The following is a 19,613-nucleotide window of genomic DNA, read 5'->3' on the forward strand; positions in this document are numbered from 1 at the left end:
CTTGAAACCTCCTTATGAATGGTCAATAAAGTACAGCCAATGAAATAAGGATCCCGCGATTTTCCCAATCACGATGGCCATTAACAGAATAATGATTTTACTTCTGAGCCCGATTCGTTTTGCCAAAATCGGCAGGACATTTAAAACCTCTGTAAGAGCAGCCGCTAGCATCCCGACGAACAAACCTGCCAGAAGCCCGACCGGCACAGCTATCCATTTTGTTAGATAAAGATGATTCATATGAAGCGTCTCCCATCCCCCGCAAACCGCGCCAAGAATAACAGCCGCTTCATAAGCCTGAACAAATCTCATTGTTTTGGTGAGCTGCATCAGCCGCGGAATGATTCCCATTACGGTTAAAAAAGCAACGAAACCCGCCCCCACCGTTATGCCTCCGCCGAGCCCGACAAAAATAATGAACAATACACTAACGATCATGCAGATCCTTTATGGTTTCTTGATTCTCATGCATGGCCACATATTGATCGAGATCAAGCTGATAGTTAAACATCTCAACCTCCAGCGGGCTGGGCTCTTCATTTAGGCGCTTTTTAAATATGTGGTTAAAAAACACGATCATCCCCAGTCCCAAACCGATGCTGTATGGGATTTGAAGCAAATATGGATAGTCATTCCTCTCTCCGGTTATGATTTCATATAGTGCGATATGAACATCTCTCATGCTTACATCCTCATGAAAGTTCATGATGGCAAGACACGATCCAATAAACAGAAGCAGCCAGACACCGATAAATAGAACCGTTGATAAATTTCGCTTTCGATATTGAATTTCAACAATGGTTTCTGCTCCGCCTACGGTTTGAACATCAAGTGTCGGATCTTGTAAATGAATGGCTCTGAGGACTTGTATGATATCCAGAATTACGATATTTTTATCTTTTTCGCTCACCTGATAAAGCGGCATAGCCGAAAGTTTCTTTTTCAGCTGAAGCTGCCCTTCTATTTGCGCGGCATCTCCAACGGTAATAATATCCCCTGGATGTGCCAGCACCCGGTGGCGAAGCCGGATAAATATTCGTCGTTCCATCATTGATCACCATCTTTCGGTGGTTATATATGTAGTATGTGGTTCGATTTTGTTCTCATTCATCCGCTCGAAAAGACCATAAATTACCACGCTTTTGCACATAAAAAAGCTAGCCTGCACTGCAGACTAGCCATCCGTATGATCCATTTGAACCTTGATCTGTTTTAATATTTTCTTTTCAAGCCTGGAAACCTGCACCTGAGAGATCCCGAGCCGCTCAGCCACCTCGGACTGTGTCTGGTCTTTATAATATCTGAGATAGACGATTAGTTTTTCCCTTTCCTCCAAATCGCTGATTGCTTCTTTCAGCGCAATTTTGTCAAACCATTTTTCTTCTGAGTTGTCAGCGATTTGATCAAGCAGGGTAATCGGATCTCCGTCATTTTCATAAACGGTTTCGTGAATCGAAGATGGAGCCCTTACCGCCTCTTGGGCCAGTACAACATCCTCAGCTTCAATCTCCAAATGGTCAGCGATCTCCTGCACCGTCGGCACTCTGCCCAGTGTTTTCGAAAGCTCATCCTTCGCGCGCCGGATTTTGTTTCCAAGCTCTTTTAATGACCGTGATACCTTTACAGTTCCGTCATCACGGATAAATCGCTGGATTTCTCCGATAATCATCGGCACTGCATACGTTGAAAAACGCACATCATAGGTTAAATCAAATTTGTCAACAGATTTTAACAGCCCGATGCAGCCGATCTGGAAGAGATCGTCAGGCTCATATCCTCTGTTTAAAAACCGCTGTACGACAGACCAAACAAGACGCATGTTTTTTTCTATGAGGAGGTCTCTTGCCTGCTGGTCGCCATTTTGGCTTTGTTTGATTAATTCCTTTACTTCATGATCCTTCAGCTGAGCGTTTTTGCCGTTTTTCTTAACCTCCACATCCATAACAAATCTCCTTAATTACAAAGCGCTTTGCTTTTTGATAAGTGCTTTGTTAAGCGAATCGTTGTTCCCATTTCAGGCGATGAATCGATACTGACATCATCCATGAAATTTTCCATAATGGTAAAGCCCATTCCAGAGCGCTCAAGCTCAGGCTTAGTCGTAAATAGAGGCTGACGGGCTTCTTCAAGATCTGTAATGCCTAAGCCTTCATCACGAATAGTCATATATACGACATGATCTTCCAGCGTCACTGAAATGTAAACTTTCCCTTCACAGTTCTCTTCATATCCATGGATAATTGCATTTGTGACTGCCTCTGACACGACTGTTTTGATTTCAGTCAGTTCATCCATTGTCGGGTCCAGCTGAGCTATAAATGAAGCAACTGTCACACGGGCGAACGATTCATTCTGACTGAGGGCAGAAAACTCAATGTGCATTTCATTTTTCATGATGCCACCCCCAGTGTCAGGAGCGCCTGCTGTTCAGATTGTTCAAATCGGATAATTTTAAACAGACCCGACATATCAAACAATCGCTTCACCGCAGGAGAGATAGCGCAAACGACCATTTCCCCGCCAATTTGCTTAATTTGCTTGTATCTTCCTAAAATAACGCCAAGCCCCGAGCTGTCCATAAAGGAAAGATCCTCCAAGTTCAGCACGATATGGCGAATATCATCCTTCTCCAATGATTGAGTCACTTTTTGCTTCAGGGTTTCAGCCGTATGGTGATCGAGTTCGCCTGTTAATCGAATACAAAGCACAGATTCTTTGACATTCATGTCAATTCCAAGGCTCATGCTCATTCCTCCTTGATATGATCGGATAATGAGTGTTTCGATTTCGACGGAATGAATTCCTTCACCGTGACAAAACTAGTGGTCATTCGGCATAATTACTTAAATTTTGTCCAGTCTCCCATCGTCCGCTTCAAGAATGTGATAAACCCGGCTTTCTTCATATCTTCTTTTGCAGCAACAGGACTTTCAGCGAGTACTTCTCCATCCTTTTTCAGAACTAGAGTGCCAAGCTCTTGGCCTTTTTGAATCGGAGCACTAATATTGTCCTTCATCTTGATTTCTTTTTTCACATCGTTCATATCCTCGCCTTTTTTCGTCAATATTGAAATCGACTCAGATGTAGAGAGTTCGATCAATTTTTGTTTCCCTTTTTTGACCTTTACTTTTGCTACTGTTTCATTTCGTTTATATAAAGGATGCGTTTCATACTGGCTAAAGGCGAAGTCAAGCATTTTTGTCACTTGCGCGTTTCTTTCTTTAGGCGTGCTCGCTCCGAATACAACCGCTATGGCCCGCATGTTTCCTTTTTTTGCCGAAGCAGTCAGACAATATTTCGCTTCGCCTGTATAGCCTGTTTTTACGCCGTCTACACCAGGATAAAATTTGATAAGGCGATTTGTATTCACAAGCCAAAACTTTTTATCTGTATTTTCACGAAGGTAATCTTCATACGTGCCGGTAAACTTCGTAATTGATTCGTATTTCAATAATTCCTTAGCCATGATTGCCATGTCATAAGCAGAGCTGTAATGTCCTTCCTCGGTCAATCCGGTCGGGTTTTTGAAGGATGTATTTTTCAATCCCAGCTCTTTTGCTTTTTTGTTCATTTTCTGAACAAATTCTTCTTCAGAGCCGGAAATAAATTCAGCCATGGCGACGGAAGCGTCATTTCCCGAAGCGATTGCGATACCCTTCAGCATTTCTTTGACAGTCATTTCTTCGCCGGGCTCAAGGAAGATCTGTGAGCCGCCCATTGACGCCGCATGCTCGCTTGTACGGACCTTATCACTCATTTTGATTTTGCCTTTATCTAAAGCTTCCATAATCAAAAGCATCGTCATAATTTTCGTCATGCTTGCAGGCGCCAGTCTCTCATTGCTGTTCTTGTTGTAAAGCACTTTTCCTGTGTCACGTTCTATCAGCACCGCAGACTTCGCTTCATGAGCAAGCTCCGATGTACGTTTTCCGTCTTGTTTTGCAAATGCAGACGGTGCAAATGTAAGCAGCATTATACCAATCAACAAAGTGGATAAAAGACGTTTCATCTCAAAAGCCCTCCATTTCATAATCCTTTTTATTTTTTCCAAGCGGGATGGTTTTATACGCCACTGATGGAAAATGTTTCGAATTTTGGGCATAAAAAAAGACAGCTGTGTGATATCAGACACAGCTGTCTTTTGGTTCTGCATTGATTCATATTTATTCGTACTGAGCGACGATCGCTTTAACAAGCTTCAAGAATCCAGCTTTTACTTTTTCGGTCACTTCCATAACTTCATCGTGACTTAAAGGCTGATCCAGAATTCCGGCTGCCGCGTTAGAGATGCAGGAAATGCCAAGAACCCGCATTCCCGCATGATTCGCCACAATGACTTCCGGAACAGTAGACATGCCGACTGCATCAGAGCCCATCGTTCTTAAGAAACGGACTTCTGCCGGTGTTTCGTAAGAAGGTCCTGTCACAGCAGTGTACACGCCTTTTTGAATTGGGATATTAAGGTCTTTCGCAATCTTTTCAGCCAGGCTGGACAGATCTTTGTCATAGGCTGAAGACATATCTGGAAATCTGGCGCCGAAATCAGCTTCGTTTGGCCCGATTAACGGGTTTGTTCCCATAAAGTTGATATGATCGGTAATAATCATTAAGTCTCCCGCACGGAATTCAGTGTTGACACCGCCTGCGGCATTTGTCACGATCAACGCTTCCACACCGAGCGCTTTCATCACGCGTACAGGGAATGTGACTTTCTCCATTGAGTAGCCTTCATAAAAATGAAAGCGGCCCTGCATTGCAATGACGGAAACTCCTTCAAGAGTGCCAAGCACAAGTTGTCCGGCATGCCCTTCAACAGTAGATACCGGGAATTCAGGTATGTCTTCATATTTCAGCTTGACCGGATTTTCGATTTCGTCAGCCAAAATGCCAAGACCTGAGCCTAAAATAAGGCCGATCTTCGGAGATTCCGGCAGGTTTTGTTTAATAAAAGCTGCTGCGCGTTCAATTCTGTCCTTCAAGAAACAGTCCCCCTATTGTAATAAAGATAAAAAGCTTTTCCCGTATTTCGGTTTATTCGTTTGGAAATTATCAGCGATCGTTGCGCCAATATCAGCAAATGTATCTGCAAGCGGCAGCATTTGCGCTTTCTTATGTTTTTTGCTGTAAGCGAGAATCGGCACATACTCGCGTGTATGGTCAGTCCCATGATGAATCGGATCATTGCCGTGGTCGGCTGTAATAATTAACAGATCGTCTTCTCTCATTTTTTCAAACACTTCCGGAAGCCGCGCATCAAATTCTTCAAGCGCGCGTCCGTAGCCTTCAGGGTCACGGCGGTGTCCGAATAACGCGTCAAAATCAACAAGGTTCGCAAAGCTCAGACCCGTAAAGTCTTCTCCCAGCGTATCGATCACCTTGTCCATTCCGTCCATATTAGAAACCGTTCTGCGTGAAGAAGTAATGCCTTCTCCGTCGTAAATATCAGAGATTTTACCGATTGAAATCACATCTAAGCCGCTGTCTTTCAATTCATTCATGACAGTACGGTCAAACGGCTTCAGCGCATAATCATGACGGTTTGGCGTCCGTTTGAATTGACCCCGCTCTCCGACGAACGGCCGTGCAATAATGCGGCCAACCATATATTTCGGATCAAGCGTCAGCTCTCTCGCCGTTTCGCAAATGCGATACAGCTCCTCAAGCGGCACAACCTCTTCGTGAGCGGCAATTTGCAGAACAGAGTCAGCAGACGTGTAAACAATTAAAGCCCCTGTCTCCATGTGCTCCTGACCAAGCTCATCCAAAATCGCTGTGCCGGAAGCCGGCTTGTTTCCAATAATTTTGCGGCCAGATCTCTTTTCCAGCTCTTGAAGCAATTCATCAGGAAAGCCTTCCGGGAACACTTTAAATGGTTTATCAATGTATAAACCCATAATCTCCCAATGGCCGGTCATCGTATCTTTTCCGTTTGACGCTTCTTGCATTTTTCCATAATACGCAAGCGGATGTTCTGTTTTTTCTACACCTTTGATATCTTCGATAAGACCAAGGCCGAGCTTTGCCATATTCGGCATATGTAATCCGTTCATATGCTCGGCAATATGACCGAGTGTATGAGCGCCTTCGTCATTAAAGTCAGCGGCATCCGGCGCTTCGCCGATTCCGACTGAGTCCATCACAATTAAAAACACACGATTATATTTGTATGCAGGCATCTTGAAAGCCTCCTTTTTTTCTATACGTCTATTGTATCGCTAAGAGGTCTGACAACTCAAGTATAAACCGTTTTCATTCCCGTTGACAATGTATTTGGAAATAATGAGAAACTTCAATATTTTCTGTCGCTCTAAACAAAAAAGCCGCAGCCACCTGCGGCTATGCTCGCGGATGAAACTGCTTGTACACATCCTTCAGCCTTGTTTTCGTCACATGCGTATAAATTTGCGTCGTGGATATATCCGCATGACCGAGCATTTCCTGCACCGCTCTTAAATCTGCCCCGTTCTCAAGCAGATGCGTCGCAAAGGAATGCCTGAGCGTATGCGGAGTCAGCTCTTTCTTAATGCCGGCTTCCAACGCGATTTTTTTCAGGTTCTTCCAAAATCCCTGGCGGCTGATCTGTTTGCCGTGATGATTTAAAAAGAGGGCGTCAGACACATTGTTCTTTAACAGTTTTCCCCTGGCTTTTGTCATATATTCCTCAATGGCGGAAGCGGCGGCTTCACCAATTGGCACAATCCGTTCTTTTCTGCCTTTGCCGAAGCATCGGATAAACCCCATAGATAAATGAACATCTGCCGTTTTCAACTCAATCATTTCACTGACTCGTATGCCTGTCGCATAAAGCAGCTCCAGCATTGCTTTATCCCGATAGCCGAATGGGCTCGTCAGCTTAGGCGTGTCCAATAATCGCTCGACTTCATTGAGTGCGAGCACCTTTGGAAGCGCCCGTTCCGTCTTTTGTGTTTCGATATGAACGGAAGGGTCCTTATCCGTTACTTTTTCCCTGAGCAGAAATTGATGAAAAGAGCGAATGGATGCCAAATGCCGCGCCGATGTCTTGCCGGATTTCCCCGAGTCCTTCAAATGCTTTAAGTATTGGATAATATGTATGCGGGTAACGTGATTCCAATCCGTAACATGAAGGGTTTCTGTTAAGTAGAGAGAATAGCTTTTCAAGTCACGTTCATAGGATACGATCGTATTTTGAGAGAGCCCTCTCTCTACCATGACGTAGTGGATGAAATCCTTTATTTGATCTTTCACTCTTGATCTACTCCCCGTTTTGGTAAAAAAAGATCAACCGGTCGAACCATCCGCCTTTTTCATCCTGATCCATTTCAACAACTTTTACAGCGGAGCCTTCCGGTTTATCATACCGATGATAGTTTTCATACTCTTGATTCACCCATATCATAGCATAATAGAACAAACCGGTAAAACCGGTAAACAGGATGAAAACTTTCAATGCATCGACAGCTGTTTTCAGGAATCTTCCCATGTCCTAATCGATCCTTTCCTATGGTTCCAGTTATATAAACCATATGCCAAATCAGAAAGGTTTTATACATAGAAACAGCAAAAAACCCTTTCCCCATGAGAAAAGGTTCGCGCTCGGCACCATCTATTCAGTTTCTTTTCCGTTACAGCGGTGGCAAATGCCGTGAAACGTCAATCTATGATCTTTAATCTTAAATTTCCAATCACGTTCAATGATTTCTTCCACGTCTTCAAGCAAATCTTCTTCAATTTCATCAACGGCTCCGCACTCCATGCACACCAAGTGGTGATGAAAGTGAGCTGCGCCCTCTTTCCGAAGGTCGTAACGGGACACACCGTCTCCAAAGTTAATTTTATCTACGACTTTTAATTCAGTTAATAATTCAAGCGTACGGTATACTGTAGCGAGACCGATCTCAGGAGATTTCTCTTTTACGAGGAGGTATACATCTTCTGCGCTTAAATGGTCTTCTTCGTTTTCAAGCAGCACTCTTACTGTCGCTTCACGCTGTGGCGTAAGTTTATAGCTGGATGAGTGCAGTTGTTTCTTAATTCGATCAATACGGTTTTCCATGTCTTTCCCTCCTACGCCGCATTCCATGACTCATTATAACAAAATACGCGCAGAGTTCCAACTATAATTATTATAAACTGATAAATAAAACGGTTTTCTTTTAATAATAATTTTAAAAAAGTCTAGATGTAAGCTTTTCCATTAAAACAGGAGATAAGTATGCTTCAAAGAGAGATGAGATCAGCGCTAAAAACAGAATGACCAGCAGCACAAAGGCATACCGCCCGAACCATTGAATCGGCGCGTCATGGAGGCTTCGTTTCACGAACAGCTGTCTGATTAACTTTAAAGAAAACGCAATTGCACATGTGCCCATAATGAGATAAGCCGGAATCAGCAGCACATTTTGCGGCAAAACGGAGACAAATGATAGGAAAAACCCGCTTACTCCCATCTGATTGACTAGGAACCCGACAGTAAAGCCGACGACGATCCCTTTCAGAAAGATCATGATGAAAATAATCGGCATCCCAATGACGGAAATTCCCAGTATCCACATCAGGCCTAAATACTTTGCATTATGAAAGATACTTTGCCCAAACATATCAGCTGAACTTGCCTGTTTTCCATCCGAAAGCTGTCCAAAAAATTGACTTAAGTAGTAGTATAAATCTTCTTTCTGGCTGATGGTCATACTGTTGACAATAATCGCGCCAAAGATGACACCCATGAAAAACAGCACTGACACAAATATATAAAGAGAGAGATGATCTTTAACATGCCTGAGAAACATGTCCTTATAAGAGATTTTTCGCATACCGTTTCCTCCCGCCCGCTCTAGTGATTTGATTTAATAGATTGTATGAAAGAAACAGAAAAACATGCCCTTTTTCAAAAAGAAACGATAGAGACGAATGCTAGGCGGCTTTTTGGGGCACAAAAAAATCCTTATCATCAACTGCTGTATGATCATAAGGATTCTTATGCTTCCGTTTATTCAAAATCTCTTTTTTGCTTTTTGTCATTCTTTCATGTGTGCTAAAAGATGGTGCGCTGCCTCTTGATAATAAGACGTCACGTCCGCCGTTTCTCAATCGATGCTCCCGCTTCTTTTTCGCTTGGCTTTTTGCCATGTGATCACTCCCTTTTTTATTTTCATAGTAATGATAACAAAATTGAACACAGATAAGAAAAAAACAGCACCTAGTACGACAGGTGCTGTTTAGCTACATTTATTTCACTGCTGTAAGAGCTGCATGCTCGACAGCTGCTGCTACCGCATGATGGACTTTTGAATCAAGCGGCTGAGGGACCACATCACCTTGTTTAGTGCAGGCTGCGATGGCCTCTGCTGCTGCGACAAGCATATCATGATTAATCTCCGTGCTTTTTGCGTTAAGCGCTCCTCTAAAAATCCCAGGAAAACCGAGTACATTATTAACAGAACGCCCGTCAGCTGCATATGCGGCGCCAGCCTGCAGCGCGGCCTCCGGCTCAATTTCCGGCTTCGGATTCGATAAAGCCAAAATCACTTGACCAGAACGTACAAATGTCGGTTTTATTAAACCCGGAACGCCCGTTGTAGCAATGACAATATCACATGTTTCCATAAGCTCCTCAATACTGGAAACTGCCTGTCCGCCGTATTGTTCGAGACGGTTCATTGCTGACTCTGATTTGTCTGTTCCGTACACAGCATTCACACCATAAGCCATGAACATCCGGCAGATGGCCACGCCTGCTGCGCCAAGGCCGATTTGCCCCACTTTCGCTTCCTTCAGGTCAACCCCCGCACTCCTGCATGCCGAAATGGCAGCTGCCAGCGTCACTACAGCTGTACCATGCTGGTCATCGTGCATAACAGGGATGTTCAGCTCCTCTTTTAGGCGATCCTCGATTTCAAAACAATGCGGCGAACCGATATCCTCAAGAAGGATGCCGCTAAAGCCCGGAGAAATATGTTTTACTGTTTTGATGATTTCTTCAGGATCACTCGTATCAAGAAGTATCGGAATGCCGCTAATACCCGCCAGCTGATCAAACAAAGCAGCCTTTCCTTCCATGACAGGCATGCCAGCCACAGAGCCGATATTCCCAAGGCCTAAAATTGCGGTTCCATCCGTTACAATTGCAACAGAATTGCTGATCGTTGTATAAATAGAAGCTTTTTCAGGTTCTTTTTCGATCAGTCGGCACACATCCGCAACACCTGGTGTGTAGACACGTCCCAGCTCTGCCAGTGAACGGATCGGCATTTTGCTTTTCATTTGGATTTTTCCGCCTTCATGTGCGGACAGGACTTCATCAGATACGGTGTGAAGCCTGATCCCTTCTCCGAGGGCCTGTACAGCCGCGATCACTTCCTGAAGCTGTTCTTCATTCTCCACTTGAACGGTAATATTCCGCATTGTGTAATTGGGTCCGACTTTTACCGTCTCCACTTCACCAATATCTCCGCCCAGAAGGCCGATTGCCGTAGCCACCCTTCCAAGATTTCCGGGAACCGAAGGCGTTTCGATCATCAGTGTCCGAATCATGTGTTTCGCTATCATTCAGTGATCCTCCCCTATTAGCCTAGTTTTTCGGCTTTAACTGTATTGTTTTTCGTATACCATATAAATTTTCCTGTATAACCATAGATAATTGCAAGACCTATTGCTACAAAACTGAGCCACATAAACGGCAGATAAGAGAAGGTAGAAACACCTAAAATACCAGCCATGTAAATCCCATTATCAGACCAAGGAACCATCCCCGAAGTCAATGTTCCCCCAACCTCTGAGTTACGTGATAACACTCTTCTGTCCAGATGTAAGCGATCATAGCTGTCTTCCATAATTTTCGGAGTCAAAATAAGAGATACATACATCGCACAGCCGAAGATGTTTGCTAAAAACGCTACAATCAGTGTAGATAAAGTGACATTGCCGGCAGATGTTAATTTCTTTTCAAACATAGAGACGATGACTTTCAGCACGCCGAGTTTCTCAAGCAGGCCTCCAAAACCAAGACCAAATATAATCACGACAAGGGAACTGAGCATTCCGACAATTCCGCCGCGGTTTAACAAGCCGTTCAAAAATTCAACATCTGTTTTAATAGAAAATCCGTTGTACGCAGTGGCAATCGCATCCGCAATATTCATGCCTTGGAACACAGCAGCCCAGATTGCGCCAAGCAAAGCACCGATCACGATAACCGGCATAGACGGCTTTTTCATCGCTAATAAGACAATGACGACAACAGCCGGAATCAGCATCCAAATATGAATATCAAACGTATTTTGCAAAGATGATTTCAAAAATTCAACTTTATTAAGATCAATATTTTTCCCGCCGTACATAAAGCCGGTAATAGTAAATAAAATAGCCGTAATCACATATGCAGGTATTGATAAATAAAGCATTGCTCTCACGTGGTCCAATACATCGACTTTTGATAGTGAGGAAGCCAAAACTGTACTGTCAGACAGAGGAGACAGCTTGTCCCCAAAATATGCGCCTGAAAGGATAGCTCCCGCTACAAGAGGAAGCGGAATCCCTAATCCTTCTCCAATTGCGATCATGGCGATGCCGGCAGTTCCGACTGTTCCCCATGATGTTCCTGTTGCCACAGACATGATTGAACAAATAATCAATGTTGCTAGTAAAAAGATACTAGGGTGAATAAATTCTAATCCGTAATAAATCAGTGTCGGCACAACGCCTCCGGCGATCCATGTTCCAATGAGCGCCCCAACTGAAACGAGAATCAGAACAGCTTCAAGACCGTTTGATATTCCATGCAGAATCGCATTTTGCATATCTTTATAAGAATAACCGAGTCTGATTCCGAGAATCATTGCAATAAACCAGGAAATGAAGAGCGCGAGCTGTATCGGCAAGTCTAAAAAGACTGTAAACGACATGACAAGTGCTAAAAATGATCCTAGTACAATAATAATTTCGAATAGTGTTGGCAGTCTTACATCCTTCATAAGAAGTCCCCCTTCATGTAAAAAGCTAAAACGCTTTCAATAAATAGTGCAACACGTATACTATACTTCCTCATCCCTATGTTGTAAACAGCTTATTCATCCGATTATTCGGAGATGAATAAGCTGCATTTTGTTCAAATTTTATTTTTCTAAGAGTTCTTTTCCTGCAATCCCTGGTTTTGTCATTTCATATGGATTTAAAATAATATCCAATTCTTCTTCTGTCAGCACATCATGCTGCAGGCAAAGGTCACGGACAGATTGCCCTGTCATAATCGCTTCCCTGGCAATTCTGGCAGCCGCTTCATATCCAAGATGCGGATTGACAGCTGTGATCACGCCTGCGCTTTTTTCTACGTATTGCTTCATACGCTTTTCGTTGGCTTCAATGCCTTTTAAGCAGTTGTCAGTGAACGAACGGAAGCCGTTGTTCATGATGCTGATGGATTGAAGCAAATTAAAGACAAGCACGGGCTCCATGACGTTCAACTCAAGCTGGCCGGCTTCTGAAGCAAGGCAGATTGTATTGTCGTTTCCGATAACCTGGAACGCAATTTGGTTGATCAGCTCCGCCATAACCGGATTGACTTTCCCCGGCATAATAGATGAACCCGGCTGACGTGCAGGCAGAGAAATTTCCGCAAGTCCGGCGCGCGGTCCCGACGCCATTAAGCGCAGGTCGTTTGCGATCTTCGACATGTTCATCATGCAGACTTTTAATGAAGCTGATACCTCTGTATAGGCATCTGTATTTTGTGTCGCATCAACAAGATGATCAGCGCCGACAAGAGGAAGCCCGCTAATATCAGCAAGGTGCTTTACTACCTGTTTGATATATTCAGGATCAGCGTTCAGCCCTGTACCAACAGCAGTTGCGCCCATGTTGACTTCATACAGATGCTGGCGCGATTGCTTGATTCGTTTGATATCACGCTCGAGAACACGGCTGTAAGCTTCGAATTCCTGTCCAAGACGGATCGGAACCGCATCTTGAAGGTGTGTCCGGCCCATTTTAATAACAGAATCAAACTCCTGTGCTTTTTGCTTAAACACACTATGCATATCTTCCATTGTTTTCAGCAGTTTTTCCAAGAGCTTCAATGTAGAAATATGAATAGCAGTCGGGAACACATCGTTCGTAGACTGTGACATGTTCACATGTGTGTTTGGACTTAAATGGATATAATCTCCCTTTTTATGTCCCATGATTTCAAGCGCTCGGTTTCCGATAACCTCATTCGCGTTCATGTTCATAGAAGTTCCGGCACCGCCCTGAATCGGATCGACGATAAACTGATCGTGCCACTTGCCTTCCAGAATCTCGTCAGCGGCTTGTACGATAGCTTGGCCAATTCCTTCATACAGCCGTTTTACGTCCATGTTAGCAAGAGCCGCAGCTTTTTTCACAATCGCCAGTGCGTTAATCATTTCCTCATGGATTTTGTATCCTGTGATCGGGAAATTTTCAGAAGCACGGAGCGTCTGAATTCCGTAATAAACATCTGCTTCAATTTGTTTTTCCCCAAGGAAGTCTTTTTCCACGCGATATTCTTTTTGGCCGTTTAACATAATCTTTAACCTTCTTTCTCTTTGCTGGTTATCGTTTTTACATTTTACAGGACAACGTCATCAGCTATCGGCGTTTCCATAATTCTCTTGACGACAGGAAGATCCGAAGACTGACCTAGTGCCCACATCAATTTTGGCACAATTGCTTCTGTGTTCATATTTCTTGATCGGATAATTAAGTCTTGGTTGACTCTGCGGCCAACTTCGTAAATGCTCATGTCTTCGCCTTCTTCAAGACATTGAGTCGTAATGACCACGACAATGCCGCTTTCGATCAGCTCATTCACTTTTGACAAAATGTCTCTGCCTTCAAACGGCACCCCTCCGCTGCCATAACTCTCAATGACAATTCCTTTGTACATGCTTTTCAGGGCATCAAACATTTCGGGCTTTAAGCCTGGATGCAGCTTCAGCAGACATACATCTGTACATAGTGAAGTGTCAACTGTGAAGGTGTCGTTCTCAGGTTCCGTTACTTGTTTGTTGTATTCGATCCCGTCTTCATTGATAAAAGCGATATATGGGTAATTGATGCTTTCAAATGCGTCGTAGCTTTTCGTTCTTAATTTGATCGCACGCGTTCCCTGAATGACTCTGCCGTCAAATACAACATAAACGCCGCCCACGCCTTCACAGGCAAATCGAATGGCATCAGTAATATTTTTTTTGGCATCGGTTTTTTGGAACGTGATCGGAATCTGCGAGCCGGTGATGACAATCGGCTTTTTGGCATGCTGCAGCATATACGATAGTGCGGCAGATGTATAGGCCATTGTATCTGTACCGTGAGTAATAACAAACCCGTCATAGGCATCATAATTTTCCTTAACGGCTTCCGCTATTTCCACCCAGTATTCAGGCTGCATATTGGTGCTGTCTATATTCATAAGCGACTGAGTTTCCATTGTGTAATCGTTATCAAGTTTTGATACGTAACTTAATAATTCATCAGCCTTGACTCCGGGAGCCAGCCCATTTTCCCCTTCAACTGAAGCAATCGTTCCCCCAGTTGTCAACATCAATAATTTTTTCATACCATGCACCTCTTCACTGTATCTAAAGATGGGTTGCGAGAAGGTATTCGCTTTTCGCATACTTTTAATGCAATTATAGACACGGAAAATAAAATACGCAAGACATTATTATTCAATTCGCGTACACTTCCTAATACCTATATGATATAATCAGCTCAAGGTGAAAAAGGAGCGGAAGTTCATGAATCTAGATCGTTTAACTGAATTGAGAAAAAAGAAAAATTGGTCGCTTCAATATACAGCTGACCTTCTCGGTATCGCAAAAAGCACATATGCCGGCTACGAGTCAGGCTACCGACGGCCTTCACTTGAAGCGCTCGCCATGCTGGCTGACCTCTTTGACACAACCTGCGATGAACTTTTAGGCCGCGAGAAACAAAAGCAGACTGCTCCTCAGGCCATAGAATTGGCCACGTGGAGCAGCCTTGACTTTACCATTTCTGTTGATGGCCAGCCGCTGAGTGAAGATGAAATCATCCAGCTGATTACCTTTATACGCACAAAAAGAAAAGTACAGGAGGAACTGAGTTAATCTTTAACTCACGGTTTAATTTTACCGTAGGTTCCTCCTCCTCCGGCTTTCAATTCCAGTTTTCCGGATCTCGCTTTTACGATAAGCGCCGCGGTTTTCGGCGGGACAACGCGAGCCAAATCTTCTTCTGCAGCCTCGTGAAGAACAGCCATTTCTGTTCCGAAGGCTTTTTTTAGTTTGTCCAGCGTTTTCGGGCCTACACCCGGAACAAATTGCAGCGGGATCTGATGTACATATCGCGGACGCGGGACGCGAACTTCAAGCTGATCACTCAATTCACGCAATCTTTCGCTGACTCCCTTGGTAAATCTGGCATTTCCGCAATTCGCGCACGCTGTTTCCCCGCTTACAGCAGGCTCTCCGCACGCTTCGCAAGCCGTCTGATAATATTTCCCCAATAACGGGTCCAAGCCATAATTTGCGATAATTTTCCTGTCATCTTGTCCCTTTAATGCAAGAGCAAATTCAGTAAAATCAGCTGACTGCACATATAGTTCATTATATTCTCTGCCGATTTTCCCCAACGAATGCGCATCAGAATTTGTTAAAAAAGGATACGGATTCAATTGCGATACGTGTGATGCCATGTCTGTATCACAGCTTAATCCAAGCTCCACCGCGTCTATCATAGATGGATCAAAAACCTCAGTTAAGCTTGATTTAACCCCTTTTCCATATAAGCTTTTATGCGGCGTAAAGATATGGGCGGGGATAAACAAGCCGCCCATATCCTGCACTTTTTTTTGCAGGTTTAAGCCCGTTTCATAAATCCGCTGCGAGCTTAAATGAATATTTTTCAGCCGGGCTGACAGCCAGTTTGAAAACTGTTTCATATCAGCCAGCGTCGGCATAAATACGAGCACATGGATCGGTCCGCTGCAGGCTTCATCATAAATCTCCAGCTCGCTCCCCAATAAAAGAGTCGTGCTGCGATAACGGATTCCTCCCCCGTCAAGCTCGCGATATTTTCCAGATGAAATGCCTTCCTCAATCTCTAGAATGACTTCCGGAGAATGACAGTCGATAATGCCAAGGAGTTCAATTCCTTTATGTTCACTGGCTTCAACCAAAATTCTGTCCAGCGTTAATGTTTTGGCGCCTGTTATTTTGACAGCCCTTCCTGTAAAGGTCCGGCCGATATGAATGTGCACATCCGCGTAAATCTTTTTCATTTTTGTGCTTGGAGCGCTTCTTTCAGCTGAAGATACTGAATCGCGTAGGCTGTTTTAGCATCGTATACTTCACGCGATTCAACCAGCTTTAGCGCATCTTCAAGCGTCACCTCCATCACTTCAACAAACTCGTCCTCATCAAGCTCCCGTTTTTCTTCAAGCACAGAAAGCTCCTCAGCAAGAAAAACGTGAACAATTTCATCTGCAAATCCGGGTGATGTATAAAACGCAGTTATTTTTGTCAGTTTTTTTGCTGTATAACCGGTTTCCTCTTCAAGTTCCCGAAGTGCCGTATACTCCGGCTCCTCACCTTTTTCAAGCTTACCGGCCGGAATTTCAACGATCGTCCGCTCAAGCGGCTTACGGAATTGTTTGACCATGATGATTTTCCCTTCATCTGTGACGGCTAGTACCGCTACAGCTCCAGGGTGTTTCACAATTTCACGTTTACTGGCTTTGCCGTTTGGCAGCTCTACATCCTCGACATAAAGATCAATGACTTTACCCGAAAAGATCTGTTCTTTGGCAATTGTTTTTTCTTCTAATGATTTCATTTCTTCATCTCCCGTTCTGTCTCTATATGATGCCCCATACATTTTATCATACTAGAGCAAAAGGGGGCTTCTTCGTGAAAGTGCACCGCTTGCCAAAAGGTGTTGTCTTAGTCGGAAAAGCATGGGAAATTCGGGCGAAGTTAAAAGAGTATGGACGCACATTTCAATATGTGAAAGATTGGATCTCAAAGCCATAAAAGTTGAAACTTTAGCTCCTTTATATTACGGTCAATACAAAGCCTAAAAAAGGAGTGTGCACATGAAAAAGCGCAAATTGGGTACATCTGATTTAGACATTAGTGAAGTCGGACTCGGCTGTATGTCTCTTGGAACTGAAAAAAACAAAGCATTGTCCATTCTGGATGAAGCGATCGAGCTTGGCATCAACTATTTGGACACAGCGGATTTGTATGACCGAGGCCGCAATGAAGAAATTGTCGGTGATGCGATCCAAAACAGACGCCAGGATATTATTCTGGCAACAAAAGCGGGAAACCGTTGGGATGACGGAAGCGAGGGCTGGTATTGGGACCCTTCAAAAGCTTACATAAAAGAGGCGGTAAAAAAGAGCCTTACACGTCTGAAAACAGATTATGTCGACCTTTATCAGCTTCACGGCGGCACGATAGAGGACAACATTGATGAAACGATTGAAGCGTTTGAGGAATTAAAACAAGAAGGTGTCATCCGCTACTACGGCATTTCTTCCATCCGCCCGAATGTGATTAAAGAATATGTAAAAAAATCAAACATCGTCAGCATTATGATGCAATTCAGCCTGTTTGACAGACGCCCTGAGGAATGGCTCCCGCTTTTAGAGGAACATCAAATCAGCGTAGTCGCCAGAGGTCCTGTTGCCAAAGGGCTCTTAACTGAAAAACCGCTTGATCAAGCTTCAGACAGCATGAAACAAAACGGGTACTTGTCCTATTCATTCGAGGAACTGACAAATGCCCGCAAGGCAATGGAGGAAGTGGCTCCCGATCTTTCCATGACAGAAAAGTCGCTGCAGTATCTGCTAGCACAGCCGGCTGTCGCTTCAGTGATTACAGGCGCCAGTAAGATTGAGCAGTTACGGGAAAATATTCAGGCAGCAAATGTACGGCGTTTAACCGAAGAGGAAATCAAAGCGCTCCAATCTCATACGAAACAAGACATTTACAAAGCTCATCGCTCATAGCAGAAAAACCAGCACCTGTACGGGTGCTGGTTTATTTATATTGATGCCAATCCATTTGGCTTTCATTTAGGAGTTCTTCAAAACTCTTATTTTTTTCGATCTCTTTTTTCTTTCTGATCTGTTCTGCTTTTTCTCTTTCCTGCCTCTTTTCATCCTCTTCCTTCAATTGGCTCTTCATCTCCATAAGCTTTGCTTTGATATCGGATTGAAGGCCGTCTTTTAGCTGGTGTTTGTCAGCGGATTTTTGTTTTTTCATTCAGACTTCCCCCATGTTTTGTTTGAAGACAGTTTATCACGGAGCATATACACTGAACAAGCAGACTCTCTTCTGATTACTTTCTCAGCGAAGCAGTGTTTAGGTATAATGATTTTAAACACGAATTACCTATATTTAGTTGAAAGGTGCTGTGACTTGTTGAAGAAAATCTTTTTGGCCATTGGCGCTCTCGTAACAGCTGTCATCGCAATCGGAATTGTTTTTTCGAATATGATTCTATTCATCAAGAGAAAAACGGATGAAGACATTATCAAAAGAGAGACAGACGACGGACATGATGTGTTTGAATCATTTGAACAAATGGAGAAAACCGCTTTTGTGATACCATCCGCTTACGGGTACGACATAAAAGGATACCATGTCGCACCGCATGACACACCAAATACCATCATCATCTGCCACGGGGTAACCATGAATGTGCTGAATTCTCTTAAGTATATGCATTTATTTCTTGGTCTCGGCTGGAATGTGCTCATTTATGACCATCGCCGGCATGGCCAAAGCGGCGGAAAGACGACCAGCTACGGGTTTTACGAAAAGGATGATCTCAATAAGGTTGTCAGCTGGCTCAAAAACAAAACAAATCATCGCGGATTGATCGGAATTCACGGTGAGTCGATGGGAGCTGTGACCGCCCTGCTTTATGCTGGTGCACACTGCAGCGATGGCGCTGATTTTTATATTGCCGATTGTCCGTTCGCATGTTTTGATGAACAGCTTGCCTACCGGCTGAGAGCGGAATACAGGCTCCCGTCTTGGCCCCTGCTTCCTATCGCCGACTTCTTTTTGAAGCTGAGAGGCGGCTATCGCGCACGTGAAGTATCTCCGCTTGCTGTCATTGATAAAATCGAAAAGCCGGTCCTCTTTATTCACAGTAAGGATGATGACTACATTCCTGTTTCTTCAACCGAGCGGCTTTATGAAAAGAAACGCGGGCCGAAAGCGCTGTACATTGCCGAGAACGGTGAACACGCCATGTCATATACCAAAAATCGGGATACGTACCGAAAAACAGTGCAGGAGTTTTTAGACAACATGAATGATTCAACAGAATAAAAAAGCGAAAGGCCTCTTCGGCTCTTTCGCTTTTTTATGTTACAGAACGTCGGTAATGCCATCCATATTTTCTCTGATCCATTCAATCGCAAGATCTATCGTTGTAAACTCCTGCGTCTCGAAGGTCATTTCATCCTGCAATAGCCAGACATCTTTCTTGATGGACTCTGCTCCTCCAATTGACCAGTGAAGCAAGGTATAGGGATGGTTTTGATTCAGGAAGGATACCCACGTTTTATTTTGTGCTGTGTTCTTCATTGCCTTCAGCTTTTGTTCCACGTTTCGCGT

The 19,613-nt window shown here is 43.9% G+C and carries 25 protein-coding genes; 4 read left to right on the forward strand and 21 right to left on the reverse strand.

The window, feature by feature from the left end; genetic code table 11:
- Positions 1-12: 12 nt before the first annotated feature.
- The 17 genes from spoVAB to ansA all read right to left on the reverse strand — a co-directional run bounded on the left by spoVAB (position 13) and on the right by ansA (position 14,554).
- On the reverse strand, positions 13-438 hold the full coding sequence (gene spoVAB / locus ACZ07B_RS02715; RefSeq protein WP_003230463.1) for a stage V sporulation protein SpoVAB: 426 nt from the start codon (positions 436-438) through the stop codon (positions 13-15).
- Positions 428-1,048: a stage V sporulation protein SpoVAA gene (gene spoVAA, locus ACZ07B_RS02720; RefSeq protein WP_015714205.1), complete on the reverse strand. Its 621-nt coding sequence runs from the start codon at positions 1,046-1,048 to the stop codon at positions 428-430. The genes spoVAB and spoVAA overlap by 11 nt, the downstream gene beginning before the upstream one ends.
- Before the next feature lie 126 nt (positions 1,049-1,174).
- Positions 1,175-1,942, reverse strand: coding sequence for an RNA polymerase sporulation sigma factor SigF (sigF, locus tag ACZ07B_RS02725; RefSeq protein WP_003230458.1), 768 nt, complete (start codon positions 1,940-1,942; stop codon positions 1,175-1,177).
- Positions 1,943-1,953: 11 nt separating this feature from the next.
- Positions 1,954-2,394, reverse strand: coding sequence for an anti-sigma F factor (spoIIAB, locus tag ACZ07B_RS02730; protein ID WP_014477237.1), 441 nt, complete (start codon positions 2,392-2,394; stop codon positions 1,954-1,956).
- On the reverse strand, positions 2,391-2,744 hold the full coding sequence (gene spoIIAA / locus ACZ07B_RS02735; RefSeq protein WP_004398633.1) for an anti-sigma F factor antagonist: 354 nt from the start codon (positions 2,742-2,744) through the stop codon (positions 2,391-2,393). The genes spoIIAB and spoIIAA overlap by 4 nt, the downstream gene beginning before the upstream one ends.
- A gap of 95 nt (positions 2,745-2,839) precedes the next feature.
- A complete protein-coding gene (gene dacF / locus ACZ07B_RS02740) occupies positions 2,840-4,009 on the reverse strand; it encodes a D-alanyl-D-alanine carboxypeptidase DacF (protein WP_464876876.1) in 1,170 nt (389 codons plus the stop codon).
- A gap of 154 nt (positions 4,010-4,163) precedes the next feature.
- The gene (locus tag ACZ07B_RS02745; RefSeq protein WP_003230447.1) at positions 4,164-4,979 is read right to left on the reverse strand and encodes a purine nucleoside phosphorylase I, inosine and guanosine-specific; all 816 of its coding nucleotides are present in this window, start codon (positions 4,977-4,979) and stop codon (positions 4,164-4,166) included.
- 12 nt (positions 4,980-4,991) lie between these two features.
- Complete coding sequence (deoB, locus tag ACZ07B_RS02750) at positions 4,992-6,176, reverse strand: phosphopentomutase (protein ID WP_086344036.1); 1,185 nt, start codon at positions 6,174-6,176, stop codon at positions 4,992-4,994.
- A 160-nt stretch (positions 6,177-6,336) separates the two neighbouring features.
- Positions 6,337-7,227, reverse strand: coding sequence for a site-specific tyrosine recombinase XerD (xerD, locus tag ACZ07B_RS02755; protein ID WP_004398985.1), 891 nt, complete (start codon positions 7,225-7,227; stop codon positions 6,337-6,339).
- A gap of 7 nt (positions 7,228-7,234) precedes the next feature.
- Positions 7,235-7,462: a YqzK family protein gene (locus ACZ07B_RS02760; RefSeq protein WP_024572755.1), complete on the reverse strand. Its 228-nt coding sequence runs from the start codon at positions 7,460-7,462 to the stop codon at positions 7,235-7,237.
- Positions 7,463-7,585: 123 nt separating this feature from the next.
- Positions 7,586-8,035, reverse strand: a complete 450-nt coding sequence (gene fur, locus ACZ07B_RS02765; RefSeq protein WP_003223972.1) for a ferric iron uptake transcriptional regulator — start codon at positions 8,033-8,035, stop codon at positions 7,586-7,588.
- Positions 8,036-8,147: 112 nt separating this feature from the next.
- Positions 8,148-8,792: a stage II sporulation protein M gene (gene spoIIM / locus ACZ07B_RS02770; protein WP_004398593.1), complete on the reverse strand. Its 645-nt coding sequence runs from the start codon at positions 8,790-8,792 to the stop codon at positions 8,148-8,150.
- A gap of 100 nt (positions 8,793-8,892) precedes the next feature.
- On the reverse strand, positions 8,893-9,108 hold the full coding sequence (locus tag ACZ07B_RS02775; RefSeq protein WP_046381161.1) for a hypothetical protein: 216 nt from the start codon (positions 9,106-9,108) through the stop codon (positions 8,893-8,895).
- 99 nt (positions 9,109-9,207) lie between these two features.
- A complete protein-coding gene (locus ACZ07B_RS02780) occupies positions 9,208-10,527 on the reverse strand; it encodes an NAD-dependent malic enzyme (RefSeq protein WP_029317957.1) in 1,320 nt (439 codons plus the stop codon).
- Between the two features lie 17 nt (positions 10,528-10,544).
- Positions 10,545-11,951, reverse strand: a complete 1,407-nt coding sequence (gene mleN / locus ACZ07B_RS02785; RefSeq protein ID WP_464876877.1) for a malate-H+/Na+-lactate antiporter MleN — start codon at positions 11,949-11,951, stop codon at positions 10,545-10,547.
- A gap of 141 nt (positions 11,952-12,092) precedes the next feature.
- Positions 12,093-13,520 (reverse strand): aspartate ammonia-lyase, encoded by a 1,428-nt coding sequence (gene aspA, locus ACZ07B_RS02790; protein ID WP_003230430.1) that lies wholly within the window; start codon positions 13,518-13,520, stop codon positions 12,093-12,095.
- Positions 13,521-13,564: 44 nt separating this feature from the next.
- Positions 13,565-14,554, reverse strand: coding sequence for an asparaginase (gene ansA / locus ACZ07B_RS02795; protein ID WP_004399032.1), 990 nt, complete (start codon positions 14,552-14,554; stop codon positions 13,565-13,567).
- A 181-nt stretch (positions 14,555-14,735) separates the two neighbouring features.
- Here ansA and ansR point away from each other — a divergent pair, with 181 nt between their 5' ends.
- Positions 14,736-15,086, forward strand: coding sequence for an HTH-type transcriptional regulator AnsR (gene ansR / locus ACZ07B_RS02800; RefSeq protein ID WP_004399024.1), 351 nt, complete (start codon positions 14,736-14,738; stop codon positions 15,084-15,086).
- Positions 15,087-15,094: 8 nt separating this feature from the next.
- Here the strand turns inward: ansR and ACZ07B_RS02805 are convergent, their stop codons facing one another.
- Together ACZ07B_RS02805 and nudF are read right to left on the reverse strand one after the other, a co-directional pair.
- Positions 15,095-16,258: a TIGR00375 family protein gene (locus tag ACZ07B_RS02805; protein WP_464876878.1), complete on the reverse strand. Its 1,164-nt coding sequence runs from the start codon at positions 16,256-16,258 to the stop codon at positions 15,095-15,097.
- On the reverse strand, positions 16,255-16,812 hold the full coding sequence (gene nudF, locus ACZ07B_RS02810; RefSeq protein ID WP_004398600.1) for an ADP-ribose pyrophosphatase: 558 nt from the start codon (positions 16,810-16,812) through the stop codon (positions 16,255-16,257). The genes ACZ07B_RS02805 and nudF overlap by 4 nt, the downstream gene beginning before the upstream one ends.
- Positions 16,813-16,886: 74 nt before the next feature.
- On the opposite strand from nudF, the gene mciZ reads away from it, so the two are divergent.
- The gene (gene mciZ, locus ACZ07B_RS02815) at positions 16,887-17,009 is read left to right on the forward strand and encodes a Z-ring formation inhibitor MciZ (protein WP_123373120.1); all 123 of its coding nucleotides are present in this window, start codon (positions 16,887-16,889) and stop codon (positions 17,007-17,009) included.
- 62 nt (positions 17,010-17,071) lie between these two features.
- Entirely contained in the window at positions 17,072-17,992 is a 921-nt protein-coding gene (locus ACZ07B_RS02820) for an aldo/keto reductase (RefSeq protein ID WP_464876879.1), read from the forward strand.
- Between the two features lie 31 nt (positions 17,993-18,023).
- On the opposite strand, the gene ACZ07B_RS02825 is transcribed toward ACZ07B_RS02820, so the two are convergent.
- Positions 18,024-18,248: a YqkE family protein gene (locus ACZ07B_RS02825; RefSeq protein WP_003230416.1), complete on the reverse strand. Its 225-nt coding sequence runs from the start codon at positions 18,246-18,248 to the stop codon at positions 18,024-18,026.
- Between the two features lie 159 nt (positions 18,249-18,407).
- On the opposite strand from ACZ07B_RS02825, the gene ACZ07B_RS02830 reads away from it, so the two are divergent.
- A complete protein-coding gene (locus ACZ07B_RS02830) occupies positions 18,408-19,325 on the forward strand; it encodes an alpha/beta hydrolase (RefSeq protein WP_123373260.1) in 918 nt (305 codons plus the stop codon).
- Positions 19,326-19,364: 39 nt separating this feature from the next.
- Here ACZ07B_RS02830 and ACZ07B_RS02835 read toward each other — a convergent pair whose 3' ends face one another.
- Complete coding sequence (locus ACZ07B_RS02835; RefSeq protein ID WP_003230411.1) at positions 19,365-19,604, reverse strand: YqkC family protein; 240 nt, start codon at positions 19,602-19,604, stop codon at positions 19,365-19,367.
- Between the last annotated feature and the right edge of the window lie 9 nt (positions 19,605-19,613).

This window comes from Bacillus sp. 9.4, from assembly GCF_055486415.1.

Coding starts and splice junctions, on each gene's coding strand:
- spoVAB (WP_003230463.1), bottom strand. CDS start 438: ATGATCGTTAGTGTATTGTTCATTATTTTTGTCGGGCTCGGCGGAGGC.
- spoVAA (WP_015714205.1), bottom strand. CDS start 1,048: ATGGAACGACGAATATTTATCCGGCTTCGCCACCGGGTGCTGGCACAT.
- sigF (WP_003230458.1), bottom strand. CDS start 1,942: ATGGATGTGGAGGTTAAGAAAAACGGCAAAAACGCTCAGCTGAAGGAT.
- spoIIAB (WP_014477237.1), bottom strand. CDS start 2,394: ATGAAAAATGAAATGCACATTGAGTTTTCTGCCCTCAGTCAGAATGAA.
- spoIIAA (WP_004398633.1), bottom strand. CDS start 2,744: ATGAGCCTTGGAATTGACATGAATGTCAAAGAATCTGTGCTTTGTATT.
- dacF (WP_464876876.1), bottom strand. CDS start 4,009: ATGAAACGTCTTTTATCCACTTTGTTGATTGGTATAATGCTGCTTACA.
- deoB (WP_086344036.1), bottom strand. CDS start 6,176: ATGCCTGCATACAAATATAATCGTGTGTTTTTAATTGTGATGGACTCA.
- ACZ07B_RS02760 (WP_024572755.1), bottom strand. CDS start 7,462: ATGGGAAGATTCCTGAAAACAGCTGTCGATGCATTGAAAGTTTTCATC.
- fur (WP_003223972.1), bottom strand. CDS start 8,035: ATGGAAAACCGTATTGATCGAATTAAGAAACAACTGCACTCATCCAGC.
- spoIIM (WP_004398593.1), bottom strand. CDS start 8,792: ATGCGAAAAATCTCTTATAAGGACATGTTTCTCAGGCATGTTAAAGAT.
- ACZ07B_RS02775 (WP_046381161.1), bottom strand. CDS start 9,108: ATGGCAAAAAGCCAAGCGAAAAAGAAGCGGGAGCATCGATTGAGAAAC.
- ACZ07B_RS02780 (WP_029317957.1), bottom strand. CDS start 10,527: ATGATAGCGAAACACATGATTCGGACACTGATGATCGAAACGCCTTCG.
- mleN (WP_464876877.1), bottom strand. CDS start 11,951: ATGAAGGATGTAAGACTGCCAACACTATTCGAAATTATTATTGTACTA.
- aspA (WP_003230430.1), bottom strand. CDS start 13,520: ATGTTAAACGGCCAAAAAGAATATCGCGTGGAAAAAGACTTCCTTGGG.
- ansA (WP_004399032.1), bottom strand. CDS start 14,554: ATGAAAAAATTATTGATGTTGACAACTGGGGGAACGATTGCTTCAGTT.
- ansR (WP_004399024.1), top strand. CDS start 14,736: ATGAATCTAGATCGTTTAACTGAATTGAGAAAAAAGAAAAATTGGTCG.
- ACZ07B_RS02805 (WP_464876878.1), bottom strand. CDS start 16,258: ATGAAAAAGATTTACGCGGATGTGCACATTCATATCGGCCGGACCTTT.
- nudF (WP_004398600.1), bottom strand. CDS start 16,812: ATGAAATCATTAGAAGAAAAAACAATTGCCAAAGAACAGATCTTTTCG.
- ACZ07B_RS02820 (WP_464876879.1), top strand. CDS start 17,072: ATGAAAAAGCGCAAATTGGGTACATCTGATTTAGACATTAGTGAAGTC.
- ACZ07B_RS02825 (WP_003230416.1), bottom strand. CDS start 18,248: ATGAAAAAACAAAAATCCGCTGACAAACACCAGCTAAAAGACGGCCTT.